Source organism: Streptomyces sp. NPDC049627, from assembly GCF_044465645.1.
Taxonomy (GTDB): domain Bacteria; phylum Actinomycetota; class Actinomycetes; order Streptomycetales; family Streptomycetaceae; genus Streptomyces.
Genome location: NZ_JBITLW010000007.1, coordinates 425,495 through 440,245, shown reverse-complemented (window position 1 = coordinate 440,245; position 14,751 = coordinate 425,495). Strand labels below are relative to the sequence as shown.

The window sequence follows — 14,751 nt, the reverse complement described above, 5'->3', positions numbered from 1 at the left end:
GATCAGACTCTGCCCTCCGTGCGGAAGACCAATGTCCGAGTGCCCCAAAACCTCAGGACCGTAGCCAGCACCATGCCGATTCCTGCGCCGGACACGGTGTCCGCGCGCTGGGAGGTGAAGCCGAGGCCGTAGTGGCTGATGCCGAGACACAGCAGCTGTACGGCGGCCCCGGCGCTGTTCACCGCGAAGAAGACGGCGTAGGGGCGCACGCCCCTCGGGTGGGTGTGGCGGTAGGTACCGAGGGCGTTTCCGGCGTAGGCGACCGTGCAGCCGGCGACGAAGGCGAGGGCCTTGGCGGTGAGGGGGCCGAGGGCGGCGGGCCCGCGCAGACAGGTGAAGACGGCGAGATCGACGACGTAGGCGAGAAGACCGACGGTGGCGAAGCCGACGAGCTCGCGGCGGGTGGCCTTCGGCCCGGTGAGGGGGCGGTGGGGCGCGGGTTCGGCTCGGTCGGCCCACGCGCGCGTGCGCGACGGTTCGTTTCGGTCGTCCCACGCGCGCGTGCCTACCAATTGGCGACCGCCAGCCCGTACATCGCCAGCCACACCACTCCGATGAGGGCGAGCGCCCGGTCGCGCAGCACGACGTCCTCGGGTTCGCCGGCCGTGCCGCGGTCGGCGAAGACGGCGTAGCGCAGGATCGCGAGGATGAAGGCGACCATGGACAGTTGCCGCCAGGGCAGCACGCCGGTGTGCGGGACGCCGCCCTCCTCCATGGCCCACAGGCAGTACCCGAGGACGGCGACCCCGGCCGCCAGCTGCCAGACGAAGCGCAGATAGCCGGTGGTGTACTCGGTGAGCAACGCGCGCGTGGCACCCGCTTTCCCGGCCATCTGCACCGCCTCGGAATAGCGCTTGGCCGACACCATGAACAGCGCCCCGAACCCGGTCGTGATCAGGAACCAGCGCGACAGGGGGATGCCCAGTGCGAGCCCGCCGACCATCGCCCGCATCAGGAACCCGGTCGTGACGACGGCGAGGTCGACGACCAGGACGTGCTTGAGGCTGACGCAGTACGCCAGTTGCATGCCGATGTACGACGCGAGCAGGGCCGCGACGGCGGGCGAGGTCAGCCAGGCCGCGGCGGCCGGCGCGAGGACGGCGAGGGCGCCTCCGACGGCGTAGGCGACGGGCACGGGGACCTGTCCGGCGGCGACCGGGCGGTGCCGCTTGGTGGGGTGGGCGCGGTCCGCCTCGGCGTCGCGGGCGTCGTTGATCAGATAGACGGCGGCGGCACAGGCCGTGAAGAGCGCGAAGACGAGCGCGAGTTGAGTCAGGGCATGGGTCGAGAAGAGCCGGCCCGCGGCGGCCGGGGCGGCGACGACCAGGAAGTTCTTGACCCATTGCTTGGGGCGTGCGGTCCTGAGGAGGCCTTTCAGAAGGCCTTTCAGAAGTGCGCGCGGACCGCGCTTGCGGGGCTGCGGTGCGGACTGGCGTGGGGGCGTGCGCTGCTCGTGCAGCGCCGCCTGCCTGGTGCGCGCGGCACTCGTGAAGGGCGCGGTCTCAGTCATGTGCGCCCCCGCTCCTCATCCAGGCCGCCCCCACGCACGCCGCGAACACCCCCAGGGCCGCGCCCGCCGCCACGTCCGAGGGGTAGTGCACGCCGACGACCAGGCGCGAGACGCACATCGCGGCGGCGAGCGGCGGGATCGCATACGCGCCGAGCATGCCGAAGGCGACGGCGGCCGCCGCGGCGGAGGTCGCGTGGGAGCTGGGGAAGGAGTGCCGGCCCGCGGTGTGCACGAGGGGCACGACGTGCGCGGGGCGGGGGCGGCGCACCACCCTTTTCACCCCCATGCTGACGAGGTGCGCCCCCGCGGTGAGCGCCGTTCCCCGCAACCAGGCGCCGCGTCTCCCACCGTCCACGGCGGCCCCCGCCAGTCCCGCCGCCAGCCACAGCGCGCCGTGCTCGCCCGCCCGGGAGAGGGCACGCGCGGCGGCGGCGACGCGTGGGTCACGGCCGCGGGCATGGAACGCCGAGAGGATCCGGCGGTCCGCTCCTGCGAGGCTTCGGTGGTCCATGTCGTCGAGGCGGTCGAGGTGGTCCATGTGGACCCACTGTTCACGCCGACCCTGCAAGAACTACGGCAATATTGAACGACATCCCATTAATCACCCATTTCGGGGAGAGGCAGGATGTTTCATAACTGATCGCCCGCACAGGGGCGCTACGGTCGCCGACATGCCTGCCGACACCGTCTCCGTCACGGGATGGGGCCGCACCGCCCCCACCACCGCCCGTCTGATCCGTCCCCGGACGTACGAGGAGGCCGTGGCCGCCGTCCGGGACTGCGGGGCGCGCGGGGGCATCCCGAGGGGCCTGGGGCGGGCGTACGGGGACGCGGCGCAGAACGCGGGTGGCGCGGTGTTCGACATGACGGGCCTGAACCGCGTCCACGCGATCGACGCGGACGGCGGCACGGTGCTGTGCGACGCGGGCGTCTCACTGCACCGGCTGATGGAGGTCCTGCTGCCCCTCGGCTGGTTCGTGCCGGTGACCCCCGGCACCCGCTATGTCACCGTCGGCGGCGCGATCGGCGCCGACATCCACGGCAAGAACCACCATGTCTCGGGCTCCTTCTCCCGCCATGTCCTGTCCCTGGAGCTCCTGACCGCCGACGGCGGGATCCGCACCGTCCGCCGCGGCACACCCCTGTTCGACGCGACCACCGGCGGCATGGGCCTGACCGGCGTGATCCTGACCGCGACGGTCCAACTCCAGCCTGTGGAGACCTCGCTGATGTCGGTCGACACCGAACGCGCCCGGGACCTGGACGACCTGATGGCCCGCCTGGTCGCCACCGACGATCACTACCGCTACTCGGTGGCGTGGATCGACCTGCTGGCGCGCGGCGCCGCGACGGGGCGTGCCGTGCTCACGCGCGGCGACCACGCACCCCTGGAGGCGCTGCACGAGGGCACGCGCGCGTGGAGAGACCCGCTCGCCTTCCGCCCGTCCCGCCTGCCCGCCGCGCCCGCCCTCTTTCCGGAAGGACTGCTGAGCCGCCGTACCGTGGGCTGGTTCAACGAGCTCTGGTACCGCAGGGCGCCACGCGCGCGTACCGGCGAACTGCAGTCGCTCGCCACCTTCTTCCACCCGCTGGACGGCGTGCCCCACTGGAACCGGATCTACGGCCGAAGCGGCTTCGTGCAGTACCAGTTCGTGGTCGGACACGGCCAGGAGGACACGCTGCGCCGGATCGTGCGGCGTATCTCCGAGCAGCGCTGCCCGTCCTTCCTGGCCGTCCTCAAGCGCTTCGGGGACGCCGACCCCGGCTGGCTGTCCTTCCCCGTGCCCGGCTGGACACTGGCCCTGGACATTCCGGCCGGCCTGCCCGGCCTCCCCGCGTTCCTCGACGAACTGGACGAGGAGGTGGCCGCGGCCGGCGGGCGCGTCTACCTCGCCAAGGACTCCCGGCTGCGGCCCGAGCTGCTCGCCGCGATGTACCCGCGGCTGGACGACTTCCGCGCGCTGCGCGCCGAGGTGGACCCGCACGGGGTGTTCATGTCGGACCTGGCCCGCCGCCTGGACCTGTAGCACCCGCCCTCGGATCTTCCGGACTCCCGGACCCCCGGACTCCCAGACCCCGGACTCCCAGACCCCTAGGAGCTGTCGTGAAGGACGCCTTCGGCCTCCCCCAGTCCCTGCTCGTCCTCGGCGGTACGTCCGAGATCGCGCTGGCCACCGCACGCCGCCTGATCGCGCGCCGTACCCGCACGGTCTGGCTGGCGAGCCGCCCGTCACCCGCCCTGGAGCAGTCCGCGGCCGACCTGCGCGCCCTGGGAGCGGACGTACGCACCGTGGCCTTCGACGCGCTCGACCCCGAGTCCCACGAGACGGTGCTCGGCAAGGTCTTCGCGGAGGGCGACGTCGACATGGTGCTGCTCGCCTTCGGAGTCCTCGGCGACCAGGCGCGCGACGAGCGCGAGCCGCTGAACGCCGTGCGGGTCGCCCAGACCAACTACACGGGCGCCGTGTCGGCCGGCCTGGTCAGCGCGGGCGCACTCCAGGCCCAGGGCCACGGCTCGCTCGTCGTCCTCTCCTCCGTCGCCGGCGAGCGGGCCCGCCGCGCCAACTTCATCTACGGCTCCAGCAAGGCCGGCCTGGACGCCTTCTGCCAGGGCCTGGGCGACGCCCTGCACGGCACCGGCGTCCACGTCATGGTCGTACGCCCCGGATTCGTACGGTCGAAGATGACGACCGGCCTGGAGGAAGCGCCCCTGGCGACGACCCCGGAAGCGGTCGCGACAGCGATCGAGGGGGGCCTGCGCCGCCGCTCGGAGACGGTGTGGGTACCGGGCGCACTGCGCCTGGTGATGTCAGCGCTACGGCATGCCCCACGGGGCCTGTTCCGACGTCTGCCGCTCTAGCTCAGGGGCGCCGTAGCGCCCTCAGGGGCGCGGGGAACTGCGCGGCGACCAGCCACGACGCACCCGCACACGACCGACAACCCATCGCGGCACCCACCCATCGCGGCACCCACCCGTCGCGGCCCTCCTAGCGGAGCGCTTCGCGCTCCACATGCCCGGCCTGCGGCGGCACCACCGCACTCCCGAAGGCGAAGTCCCGCAGTTTGCGCCACACGCCGTCGGCGCCCTGTTCGTAGAGGGCGAAGCCGGTGCAGGGCCAGCCGGCCTCGTAGTCGGCGAGTTCCGCGAAGGCGCGGTCCATCGCTTCGTCGTCGATGCCGTGCGCGACCGTGACGTGCGGGTGGTACGGGAACTGCAGTTCGCGTGCGACGGGCCCGGAGGCGTCCCGGACCTGCTTCTGGAGCCAGGTGCAGGCCTCGGCGCCCTCGACGACCTGGACGAAGACGACCGGTGAGAGGGGCCGGAAGGTGCCGGTGCCGGACAGCCGCATCGGGAAGGGACGGCCGGCGGCCGCGACCTCGACGAGATGCGCCTCGATCGCGGGCAGCAGCGCGGCGTCGACCTCTGTCGGCGGCAGCAGCGTGACATGGGTGGGGATGCCGTGAGCCGCGGCGTCGCCGAAGCCCGCGCGCCGCTCCTGGAGCAGGCTGCCGTGAGGCTCCGGGACCGCGATCGACACACCGATCGTTACGGTCCCCACGTCGTCTCCTGTCGTCTGTTGGTGAGCGCGGGTGGCCGCCGTGGCAGCCACTCGGCTATCGACTGTACGGCTATGGCCGGGCTGCGGGCAGGCGCAACCGTAGTGATATGCAGCGCTGTGCGGGCTCAGTGCTTGGCGGGCAGGAAGCCCACCTTGTCGTACGCCTGGGAGAGCGTCTCCGCAGCGACGGCGCGCGCCTTCTCCGCGCCCTTGGCCAGGATCGAGTCCAGCGTCTCCGGGTCGTCCAGATACTGCTGGGTGCGCTCCCGGAAGGGCGTCACGAACTCGACCATGACCTCGGCGAGGTCCGTCTTGAGCGCACCGTAGCCCTTGCCGTCGTACTTCTGCTCCAGTTCCGCGATTCCCGTCCCCGTGAGGGTCGAGTAGATGGTGAGCAGGTTGCTGATGCCCGGCTTGTTCTCCACGTCGTAGCGGATGACCGTCTCGGTGTCGGTGACCGCGCTCTTGACCTTCTTCGCGGTGGTCTTCGGCTCGTCGAGCAGGTTGATGAGGCCCTTCGGCGTGGACGCCGACTTGCTCATCTTGATCGACGGGTCCTGAAGATCGTAGATCTTCGCCGTCTCCTTGAGGATGTACGGCTTCGGGACGGTGAAGGTCTGGCCGAAGCGGCCGTTGAAGCGCTCGGCGAGGTCGCGGGTGAGCTCGATGTGCTGGCGCTGGTCCTCGCCGACCGGGACCTCGTTGGCCTGGTACAGCAGGATGTCCGCGACCTGGAGGATCGGGTACGTGAACAGGCCGACGGAGGCCCGGTCCGCGCCCTGCTTGGCGGACTTGTCCTTGAACTGGGTCATGCGGGACGCCTCGCCGAAGCCGGTGAGGCAGTTCATGACCCAGGCGAGCTGGGCGTGCTCGGGGACGTGGCTCTGGACGAACAGCGTGCAGCGCTCGGGGTCGAGTCCGGCCGCGAGGAGCTGGGCGGCGGCCAGGCGGGTGTTGGCGCGCAGGTCGGCGGGGTCCTGCGGGAGCGTGATCGCGTGCAGGTCGACGACCATGTAGAACGCGTCGTGGGACTCCTGCAGGGCAACCCACTGGCGGACGGCGCCGAGGTAGTTGCCGAGGTGGAACGAGCCTGCGGTGGGCTGGATTCCGGAGAGCACGCGGGGTCGGTCAGAGGCCATGCTCACCATTCTCTCAGGTCTCCGGGGCCGGACCGGAACTGGTCGGAAACAGATGGGAACCGATCCGTCTTCCGCGGTGTAACAAGAGTGTGAGGACGCGGGAGGGGGGCCGCATCGTCGATGAGGCCGCGGTGATCGCACGCGTACGCGCCGGGGAGCCGGAGGCGTACGCGCAACTGGTGCGGGCCCATACGGGCATCGCGCTCAGGGCGGCCGCCGCGCTCGGGGCGGGTGCGGACGCGGAGGACGTGGTGCAGCAGGCCTTTGTGAAGGCGTACTGCTCGCTGGGCCGGTTCAAGGACGGCGCGGCGTTCAAGCCGTGGCTGCTGTCCATCGTGGCCAATGAGACGAGGAACACAGTGCGCACGGCGGCCCGCCAGCGCACGCTCGCGGGGCGCGAGGCCGCGTTCGTGGAGGCGGAGCCGCTGATACCGGAATCGGCGGACCCCGCGGTGGCCGCGCTGGAGATAGAGCGCCGTGCCGCTCTGCAGGCCGCCCTGGAGAAGCTGAGCGAGGAGCACCGCCTGGTCGTCACCTACCGCTATCTGCTGGAGATGGACGAATCCGAGACGGCCCAGGCCCTGGGCTGGCCCCGGGGCACGGTGAAATCCCGGCTGAACCGCGCGCTGCGGAAGCTGGGGCGGCTGCTGCCGGACTTCCAGCCCCGGGAAGGGGGTGATGAGCATGGGTGACGGCGGGACGCCGCCCGACGGCGGCGGAGGCCACGGAGGCGCGGAGTGGCCTGGTCGGCGGGGCGGAGGCGGAGGCACCGGTGGCCGTGGCCGGCCCGGCGGGGGACGCGGCATCGGTGATCGTGGTCGGCGTTCCGACGCCGCGCGGTTGCCGGAGGAGCTGCGGGCGCTCGGGCGCTCCCTGGACGCGCCGGGGGCGGCGGACGGCGCGGAGACGATGGTCGAGCGGGTGCTCGGGCAGCTGCTCGCCGAGCACGCGCCTGTCCCGGTGGCCGAGCCGCCGGGTGCCGCCGAGCGGCTGCGGGCGGTGCGGCGCTGGACGCGGGCGCGGTGGCGGGCGCTGACCACGGTGCTGTGCGGCCTGCTGACGGTGCTCGTGCTCACGCCCCCGGTGCGGGCGGCGGTCTTCGACTGGTTCGGCTTTGCCGGAGCCGAGGTGCGGTACGACCCGTCGGCGGTCCCCTCGCCCGGCGCCGAGGTCCCCGGCTGCGGCCACTCGGTGTCCCTGGCGCAGGCCGAGCGCCGGGCCGGGTTCCGGCCCGTGGTGCCGACGGAGCTGGGCGGGCCGGACGCGATCACGGTGTCGGGTGAGCCGGGGGGACGGTTCGTGGTGAGCCTGTGCTGGCGCGAGGACGGGCGCACGATACGGCTGGACGAGCGGCGGGCGAGCCTGGACATCGCCTTCACGAAGACCGTGCGTGAGCAGCCGGAGTGGATCTCGCTGGAGGACGACGGCCCGGACGGCGACCTCTCGGACCCCGCCCTGTGGTTTCCCCGGCCGCACCTGCTGAGGTTCGTGCTGCTGGACCCGGAGGGAGGCCGCTACACCCGCCAGGTCCGCACGGCCGGGCCGACGCTGCTGTGGACGCACAGGGCACCCGAGGCCGACGGCGGCGACGGCGACGGCGACGGCAGCGACGGCAGCGACGGCGCCGACGTGACGGTCCGGCTGGAGGGCGTGGCGTCGAAGGGGCGGGCGGTGGAGATCGCGAGGTCCGTCAAATAGTCGCTCCGGAGTGGGAACCCAGGTGGGTCGGGCGGTGTACCAGAAGTGACATTGCGGCTCGGACGGGCCGCACAGGGATCGCTCGGTTTGGGGGTTCGGATGGGCGGACATGGGCTCGGCCGCTGGGGAGACCGGTTACGCCGACGGGGACAGCGGGACGGCTGCTCGGGAGATCGGTCGCGTGGGCCCGGACTGGGGGCCGTGACAGGAGCACTGGCTGCGGCGCTCGCCCTCCTGGTGTGGGGTGCGGTGCCCGCGTCGGCCGGAGGACCCACGAGCGTCCTCCTGGTCTCACCGGAGAGCACGGAGACAGCCTCGCTGTACTACTCCGACAAGGAGTACGGCAAGCTGGAGCGGTTGCTCGGCACCCCGGGCACCGGCACGCGTGACAAGCCGCCCGAGGCAGGTCTGCTGGCAGCCCGCCAGATCAACGTCACCTGGATGGTCCACGACGTGACGCCCTGGCGCCTCGACCGGGTCTTCCCGGTCGATGACGGGCAGGCCGTCTGGATACACACGGCGGCCAACCTGGAGACGACGACGAACGGCACCTGGCACCGTGCCGATCATCCGGCCCAGTTGCGTGCACTGCTCAAGAAGCTGGGACTGATGGGCAAGGCCACGGGCGAGGGAAGCTCAGCGATCTTCCCGCCGGCGTGGGAGGTGTACGGGGCTGACGACGGGGCGAAGGGCTCGGCCGAGGCTGCGGCCAAGGCGCCTGCGGCGACCGAGGCGTCCCGGGCCCAGTCGTCGGGGCCGGGTGACGGATCGGAGTGGTGGTGGTCAGTGCCGGGCGCGGCGGCCGGGGCGGTGCTGGCACTGGTCCTGCGCCCCTTCATCGCCCGCCTGCCACGGAGCCGCCTGCGGGACGAGCCGGGGCCGAGGCAGGAGCTGCGCGACATATGAGGGCAGCGATGGACCGACCGGGACGGTGAAGGGCTGTGGAGACATCGGCCCAGGCTGAGAGCCTGCCGCTTGACGCCGGGCACCGTGCCGCCTGCCCCGCTGCTGCCGCCGTCGGCGCCGAGGACCATCGCCCGCGAGCCTGCGGAGAGCTGTGAGCTGAGGCTGTCATGGGCGAACCCGTGCCCGATGCCAAGCTCCGCCCTGCGCTCACCGCAGGGCATGACCGGTCAGTCCGTCACCCGACAGCCCTCAACCGCCGACCGGGAGCTGCGGCCGGCCACCTCACCTGAACGCCATCAGGTGCAGGCTACCGACCGCGCGCCCTCGGTCCGGGGACCGCAGCCGACAGCCGCGACCCCGAGCATCGGCCCTGGGCGTCGGCCCTGGGCGTCGACGCCCCTCGGCCTCAGCCCAGGTCGACCTCCGGGTACAGCGGGAAGCCGGCCACGAGGTCGGTGGCGCGGTGGGAGATCTCGTCGGCGATCTTCGCGTCGAGGACGTGAGCGGCCTTGGACGGGGCACCCGACTTGGTCGTACCGGGCTCGGTGGTGGTGAGGACGCGGTCGATGAGGGCGGCGACCTCGTCCATCTCGGCGGTGCCCAGGCCACGGGTGGTCAGGGCCGGGGTGCCGATGCGGATGCCGGAGGTGTACCAGGCGCCGTTCGGGTCGGCGGGGATGGCGTTGCGGTTGGTGACGATGCCGGACTCGAGGAGGGCCGCCTCGGCCTGGCGGCCGGTGAGGCCGTAGGAGGAGGTGACGTCGATCAGGTTCAGGTGGTTGTCGGTGCCGCCGGTCACGAGGGTCGCGCCCCGGCGCATCAGGCCCTCGGCCAGCGCCCGGGAGTTGTCGACGATGCGCTGGGCGTAGTCGCGGAAGGACTCCTGGCGGGCCTCGGCGAGGGCGACGGCCTTGGCGGCCATGACGTGCGGGAGCGGGCCGCCGAGGACCATCGGGCAGCCGCGGTCGACCTGGTCCTTGAGGGAGTCGTCGCACAGGACCATGCCGCCGCGCGGGCCGCGCAGCGACTTGTGGGTGGTCGTGGTGACGATCTGGGCGTGCGGGACGGGGTCGAAGTCACCGGTGAGGACCTTGCCGGCGACGAGACCGGCGAAGTGGGCCATGTCGACCATGAGCGTGGCGCCGACCTCGTCGGCGATCTCACGCATGATCCGGAAGTTCACGAGACGGGGGTAGGCGGAGTAGCCGGCGACGATGATGAGCGGCTTGAACTCGCGGGCCTGGCTACGCAGGGCGTCGTAGTCGATGAGGCCGGTGGCGGGGTCGGTGCCGTAGGAGCGCTGGTCGAACATCTTGCCGGAGATGTTCGGGCGGAAGCCGTGGGTGAGGTGGCCGCCGGCGTCCAGGGACATGCCGAGCATGCGCTGGTTGCCGAAGGCCTGGCGGAGCTCGGCCCAGTCGGCCTCGGTGAGGTCGTTGACCTGGCGAACGCCGGTCTTCTCCAGGAAGGGGGCTTCGACGCGGTCGGCGAGGACAGCCCAGAAGGCGACGAGGTTGGCGTCGATGCCGGAGTGCGGCTGGACGTAGGCGTGGCGGGCGCCGAAGAGCTCGCGGGCGTGCTCGGCGGCGAGGGACTCGACGGTGTCGACGTTGCGGCAGCCGGCGTAGAAGCGGCGGCCGACGGTGCCCTCGGCGTACTTGTCGCTGAACCAGTTGCCCATCGCCAGGAGGGTGGCCGGGGAGGCGTAGTTCTCGGAGGCGATCAGTTTGAGCATCTCGCGCTGGTCGGCGACCTCCTGGCCGATGGCGTCGGCCACGCGCGGCTCGACGGCGCGGATCACGTCGAGGGCGGAACGGAAGGCGGTGGACTCCGTGGAGAGGGGCTCGGCTGACATCAGGGACCTCCGGACGTTGGCGTTCAGCGTTCACGGTACGGCCCAGGCGCACGGCACTCGGTCTGGACTTCGGTCCAGGGGCCGCTCCCCGATGGTTGGTCCATCCCAGCGCGCCAGTCACGGCCCGCTGATCAGCCTACCGGGCGAGCCGACCGGCCCAGCTCCCGTGTCCACCATGCGAGCGACGATAGGAAGGAGGCCACTGCCACCCCAAGGAGATCCCGTGAACGCTACGGAGACACTCATCGCCACGGCCGACGCGCACACCGCGCACACTTACCACCCGCTGCCCGTGGTCATCGCCACCGCCGAGGGGGCGTGGATGACGGATGTCGAGGGGCGGCGGTATCTGGATCTGCTGGCCGGGTATTCGGCGCTCAACTTCGGGCATGGCAACCGGCGGATCATGGAGGCGGCGAAGGCGCAGTTGGAGCGGGTGACGCTGACGTCGCGGGCGTTTCATCACGACCGGTTCGGGGCGTTCTGCGAGCAGCTGGCCGAGCTGTGCGGCATGGAGATGGTGCTGCCCATGAACACGGGAGCGGAGGCCGTGGAGACGGCGGTGAAGACCGCCCGGAAGTGGGGGTACCGGGTCAAGGGCGTGCCGGCGGAGATGGCGAAGATCGTGGTCGCGGGGAACAACTTCCACGGGCGTACGACGACGATCATCAGCTTCTCCACCGACCCGGAGGCGCGGGCGGACTTCGGGCCGTACACGCCGGGCTTCGAGATCGTGCCGTACGGGGACCTGACGGCGATGCGGGAGGCGCTGACGGAGAACACGGTCGCCGTGTTGCTGGAGCCGATCCAGGGCGAGGCGGGGATTCTCGTCCCCCCGGCCGGCTATCTGCCCGCGGTGCGGGAGCTGACGCGGGAGCGGAACGTGCTGTTCGTGGCGGACGAGATCCAGTCGGGGCTGGGGCGCACGGGCCGTACCTTCGCGTGCGAGCACGAGGGGGTCGTGCCGGATGTGTATGTGCTCGGGAAGGCGCTCGGGGGCGGGATCGTGCCGGTGTCGGCGGTGGTGTCCAGCGCCGCGGTGCTCGGGGTGTTCCGGCCCGGGGAGCACGGGTCGACCTTCGGCGGGAATCCGCTGGCCTGTGCGGTGGCGCTGGAGGTGATCGCGATCCTGCGGACGGGCGAGTTCCAGGCGCGGGCGGCGGAGCTCGGCGAGCATCTGCACCGGGAGCTGGGGGCGTTGACGGGGACGGGGCGGGTGACGGCGGTCCGGGGGCGCGGGCTGTGGGCGGGCGTCGACATCGCCCGGGCGTACGGCACCGGGCGGGAGGTGTCCGAGAAGCTGATGGACCGGGGTGTGCTGGTGAAGGACACCCATGGGCCGACGATCCGCATCGCACCGCCGCTGGTGATCGGGGAGGAGGATCTGGACTGGGGGATTGACCAGGTACGGGGTGTTCTCGGGGGGTGAGCCGACCGGATCAAAGGATCACGTGCGGCAGGAAGCGGGCGTACTCGTCCGTGATCAGGCCGGACGATTCGCGGATGCCGAGGCCCGCCGACTCGTCCTCGACGACCCACGCGCCGAGGACGACGTGATTGCCGTCGAAGGCGGGCAGCGGGGCCAACTGCTGGTAGCAGCAGGGCTCGTCGCGCAGGGCGGGGGCCGCGCCCTTGTCGTGCACGGTGACGCCCGCGCCCTCCCGGCCCAGCAGGGGCTTGGCGACGTAGCCCGTGGTCCGCGCCAGCTCCCGTGGTCCGTCGAGGTAGGCGGGGAGGAGGTTCGGGTGGTCCGGGTAGAGCTCCCAGAGGATGGCGAGGAGGGCCTTGTTGCTGAGGAGCATCTTCCAGGCGGGCTCGATCCAGAGGGTGGTGCCGGTGCCGCCGCCGTTGTCGAGGGTGTCGAGGACGTGGCCGGCGAAGCGGTCGGTGGTGAGCCACTCCCAGGGGTAGAGCTTGAAACAGCTGCGGATGAAGCGCAGTTGGGTGTCGACGAAGCGGCCCGAGAGGCGGTCCCAGCCGATCTCCTCCATGGAGATCCAGCCGGTGTCCAGGCCCGCCTGCTCCGCGGTCTCCTTCAGATAGGCGACCGTCATCAGGTCCTCGCCGAGTTCGTCGGCCGAGGAGTACGCGAAGTAGAGCGGGCTGCCCGGAGGGAGCAGGGCGGACTGCTTCTTCCAGGCGGCGACGAGGCGTTCGTGGAGGGAGTTCCACTGGTCGGCGCCGGGGAAGCGCTCCTCCATCCAGAACCACTGGGGCGAGGCGGCCTCGACCAGTGAGGTGGGCGTGTCGGCGTTGTACTCCAGGAGCTTCGCCGGGCCGGTGCCGTCGTAGCGGAGGTCGAAACGGCCGTAGACGGAGGGGAGTTCGGCGCGGCGGCGCCAGGCCTCGGCGACCGCGTCCGCGATGCGCGGGTCGGTGATGCCGAGGTCGGCGAAGCGGTTCCCGGTGACGATGTGCTCGGCGGCCGTCAGGCACATGCGGTGGAGTTCCTCGACGACCTCCTCCAGCGCCTCGACCTCCTCCAGGGAGAAGACGTAGTGGGCGCTCTCGTCCCAGTAGGGGCGCAGGGAGTTGTCCGGGTGACGGGTGAGGGGGTAGACGAGCCCCTGTTCCTCGACGGTCTGCTGCCAGCCGGGGCGGGGCTCGATCGTGCGGCGCTGCATGTGCGTGTCCTGACGGTGTTCTGCCGGTTGCCTGCTCAGCCGCCGCCGCTGCCCGAGCCCGAGCAGCCGAAGCCGCCGCGGTCGACGGCCTCGCTGCGACTGAAGGTGCCGTAGTCGGCGCGGCCGTCGTCGACGTCGGCGTCGTAGTACCAGGCGGCGTCGGCACTGCTGCCGGAGCCGGTCTTCTTTCGGCCCTTGCCGTAGGAGGTGCCCGACGAGGTGGAGCCGGACTTGCAGTTCTTGTCCGCGATGACCTTGTAGCCCTCGTAGGTGTAGCTGTCGCGGTCCACGCAGCGGCGGTCCGGTTCCGAGCCGCAGGAGGTCAGGGCCGCGGCGATGACTCCCATGCCGCCGAGTACGACCGTGCTGGAGCGCAGCCGGCGTCGCGTTTCTGCCATGTGTGTCCCCCGATGATCCTGCTGTGGTGCCGATGAGCCGGTTGGTGTCCGGCGGACAGCCTAGAGATCGGTGACAGCGCCCGGGCAAGGCCCCCCGGGTGGCCCGCTCCCCCCTAAAGTCGCTTTGTGCTGTTTGGGATGGTGTGTGCGCTGGGTGCGGCGATCTGCTTCGGTACGGCCACGGTGTTGCAGGCCATGGCCGCGCGGGCGGCGAGCGCGCAAGGGGGTGCGGGCGGCGAGGCGGGGATGCTGCTGCGCGCGCTGCGGCAGTGGCGGTATCTGGTGGGGCTGGCCCTGGACGGGGTCGGGTTCCTGTTGCAGGTGGCGGCACTGCGGTCCCTTCCCATCTACGCCGTCGGGGCCGCACTCGCGTCCAGTCTCGCGGTGACCGCCGTGGTCGCGGCGTGGCTGCTGGAGGTGCGGCTGAGCCGGCGGGAGTGGGGCGCGGTGGCGGTGGTGTGCGCCGGGCTGGCGATGCTCGGGCTCGCGTCGGGCACGGAAGGGGACCGGGGCGGGTCGGACGCGTTGAAGTTCGCGATGCTCGGGGTGGCCGTGGCGGTGCTGGCGCTGGGCTTGGCGGGTGGGTGGCTGCCGGAGCGGGGGCGGGGGGTGCTGCTCGGGCTGGCGGCGGGGTTCGGGTTCGGGGTGGTGGAGGTGGCGGTGCGGTTGGTCGACTCGGTCGACGTGTCGGACACGGTCGGCAACCCCGCCGCGTATGCGCTGGTGCTGGGCGGCGGCGCCGCGTTTCTTGCGCTCACCTCGGCCTTGCAGCGGGGCTCGGTGACCACGGCCACCGCGGCGATGGTGATCGGGGAGACGGTCGGGCCCGCGGCGGTGGGCGTGGTGTGGCTCGGGGACCGTACTCGCGAGGGGCTGGCGTGGCTGGCGGTGCTGGGATTCGCCGTCGCCGTGGCGGGAGCGTTGGCGTTGGCACGGTTCGGGGAGGCTCCGGGCGAGCGGACCGTGAGCGAGGAGGGCGTGCGCGAGGGCGCGGCGGACACGGAGGCGGAGGCGGACGCGCAGGCGGATGCGGATGCGGACGCATGAGCTCTGCACGCGCG

The 14,751-nt window shown here is 71.9% G+C and carries 15 protein-coding genes and 1 riboswitch; of the genes, 7 read left to right on the top strand and 8 right to left on the bottom strand.

The window, feature by feature from the left end; genetic code table 11:
* Window positions 1–2: 2 nt before the first annotated feature.
* The 3 genes from ACIBU0_RS21635 to ACIBU0_RS21625 are packed head-to-tail and all read right to left on the bottom strand — an operon-like array spanning window position 3 to window position 2,048.
* Window positions 3–512 (bottom strand): GtrA family protein, encoded by a 510-nt coding sequence (locus ACIBU0_RS21635; protein ID WP_398820658.1) that lies wholly within the window; start codon window positions 510–512, stop codon window positions 3–5.
* Complete coding sequence (locus ACIBU0_RS21630; RefSeq protein WP_398820655.1) at window positions 506–1,510, bottom strand: decaprenyl-phosphate phosphoribosyltransferase; 1,005 nt, start codon at window positions 1,508–1,510, stop codon at window positions 506–508. Before ACIBU0_RS21630 ends, ACIBU0_RS21635 begins: the two co-directional genes overlap by 7 nt.
* Window positions 1,503–2,048, bottom strand: coding sequence for a phosphatase PAP2 family protein (locus ACIBU0_RS21625; protein ID WP_398820652.1), 546 nt, complete (start codon window positions 2,046–2,048; stop codon window positions 1,503–1,505). Before ACIBU0_RS21625 ends, ACIBU0_RS21630 begins: the two co-directional genes overlap by 8 nt.
* A gap of 133 nt (window positions 2,049–2,181) precedes the next feature.
* On the opposite strand from ACIBU0_RS21625, the gene ACIBU0_RS21620 reads away from it, so the two are divergent.
* Window positions 2,182–3,537, top strand: coding sequence for an FAD-binding protein (locus ACIBU0_RS21620; protein ID WP_398820650.1), 1,356 nt, complete (start codon window positions 2,182–2,184; stop codon window positions 3,535–3,537).
* A 77-nt stretch (window positions 3,538–3,614) separates the two neighbouring features.
* Window positions 3,615–4,370, top strand: a complete 756-nt coding sequence (locus tag ACIBU0_RS21615; protein ID WP_398820647.1) for a decaprenylphospho-beta-D-erythro-pentofuranosid-2-ulose 2-reductase — start codon at window positions 3,615–3,617, stop codon at window positions 4,368–4,370.
* A 127-nt stretch (window positions 4,371–4,497) separates the two neighbouring features.
* Here ACIBU0_RS21615 and ACIBU0_RS21610 read toward each other — a convergent pair whose 3' ends face one another.
* Together ACIBU0_RS21610 and trpS are read right to left on the bottom strand one after the other, a co-directional pair.
* Window positions 4,498–5,070 (bottom strand): 2'-5' RNA ligase family protein, encoded by a 573-nt coding sequence (locus tag ACIBU0_RS21610; protein ID WP_398820644.1) that lies wholly within the window; start codon window positions 5,068–5,070, stop codon window positions 4,498–4,500.
* Window positions 5,071–5,195: 125 nt separating this feature from the next.
* Window positions 5,196–6,209 carry a tryptophan--tRNA ligase gene (gene trpS / locus ACIBU0_RS21605; RefSeq protein ID WP_398820641.1) on the bottom strand — a complete coding sequence of 338 codons (1,014 nt, stop codon included), beginning with the start codon at window positions 6,207–6,209 and terminating at the stop codon, window positions 5,196–5,198.
* Between the two features lie 131 nt (window positions 6,210–6,340).
* Here trpS and ACIBU0_RS21600 point away from each other — a divergent pair, with 131 nt between their 5' ends.
* The 3 genes from ACIBU0_RS21600 to ACIBU0_RS21590 all read left to right on the top strand — a co-directional run bounded on the left by ACIBU0_RS21600 (window position 6,341) and on the right by ACIBU0_RS21590 (window position 8,813).
* Window positions 6,341–6,901 carry an RNA polymerase sigma factor gene (locus ACIBU0_RS21600; protein WP_398820638.1) on the top strand — a complete coding sequence of 187 codons (561 nt, stop codon included), beginning with the start codon at window positions 6,341–6,343 and terminating at the stop codon, window positions 6,899–6,901.
* Entirely contained in the window at window positions 6,888–7,907 is a 1,020-nt protein-coding gene (locus ACIBU0_RS21595) for a hypothetical protein (RefSeq protein WP_398820635.1), read from the top strand. Before ACIBU0_RS21600 ends, ACIBU0_RS21595 begins: the two co-directional genes overlap by 14 nt.
* 201 nt (window positions 7,908–8,108) lie before the next feature.
* A complete protein-coding gene (locus ACIBU0_RS21590) occupies window positions 8,109–8,813 on the top strand; it encodes a hypothetical protein (RefSeq protein WP_398820633.1) in 705 nt (234 codons plus the stop codon).
* 406 nt (window positions 8,814–9,219) lie between these two features.
* Here the strand turns inward: ACIBU0_RS21590 and ACIBU0_RS21585 are convergent, their stop codons facing one another.
* Entirely contained in the window at window positions 9,220–10,668 is a 1,449-nt protein-coding gene (locus tag ACIBU0_RS21585) for a glycine hydroxymethyltransferase (RefSeq protein ID WP_398820630.1), read from the bottom strand.
* A 33-nt stretch (window positions 10,669–10,701) separates the two neighbouring features.
* Window positions 10,702–10,799, bottom strand: a riboswitch (ZMP/ZTP riboswitch).
* Between the two features lie 92 nt (window positions 10,800–10,891).
* Between ACIBU0_RS21585 and rocD the strand changes: the two genes are divergently transcribed.
* Window positions 10,892–12,097, top strand: coding sequence for an ornithine--oxo-acid transaminase (gene rocD, locus ACIBU0_RS21580; RefSeq protein WP_398820627.1), 1,206 nt, complete (start codon window positions 10,892–10,894; stop codon window positions 12,095–12,097).
* A 10-nt stretch (window positions 12,098–12,107) separates the two neighbouring features.
* Here rocD and ACIBU0_RS21575 read toward each other — a convergent pair whose 3' ends face one another.
* Together ACIBU0_RS21575 and ACIBU0_RS21570 are read right to left on the bottom strand one after the other, a co-directional pair.
* Complete coding sequence (locus ACIBU0_RS21575) at window positions 12,108–13,292, bottom strand: glutathionylspermidine synthase family protein (RefSeq protein WP_398820624.1); 1,185 nt, start codon at window positions 13,290–13,292, stop codon at window positions 12,108–12,110.
* 35 nt (window positions 13,293–13,327) lie between these two features.
* The gene (locus ACIBU0_RS21570; RefSeq protein ID WP_398820621.1) at window positions 13,328–13,690 is read right to left on the bottom strand and encodes a hypothetical protein; all 363 of its coding nucleotides are present in this window, start codon (window positions 13,688–13,690) and stop codon (window positions 13,328–13,330) included.
* Window positions 13,691–13,828: 138 nt separating this feature from the next.
* Here ACIBU0_RS21570 and ACIBU0_RS21565 point away from each other — a divergent pair, with 138 nt between their 5' ends.
* Window positions 13,829–14,737: a hypothetical protein gene (locus ACIBU0_RS21565; protein WP_398820846.1), complete on the top strand. Its 909-nt coding sequence runs from the start codon at window positions 13,829–13,831 to the stop codon at window positions 14,735–14,737.
* The last annotated feature ends 14 nt before the right edge of the window (window positions 14,738–14,751 follow it).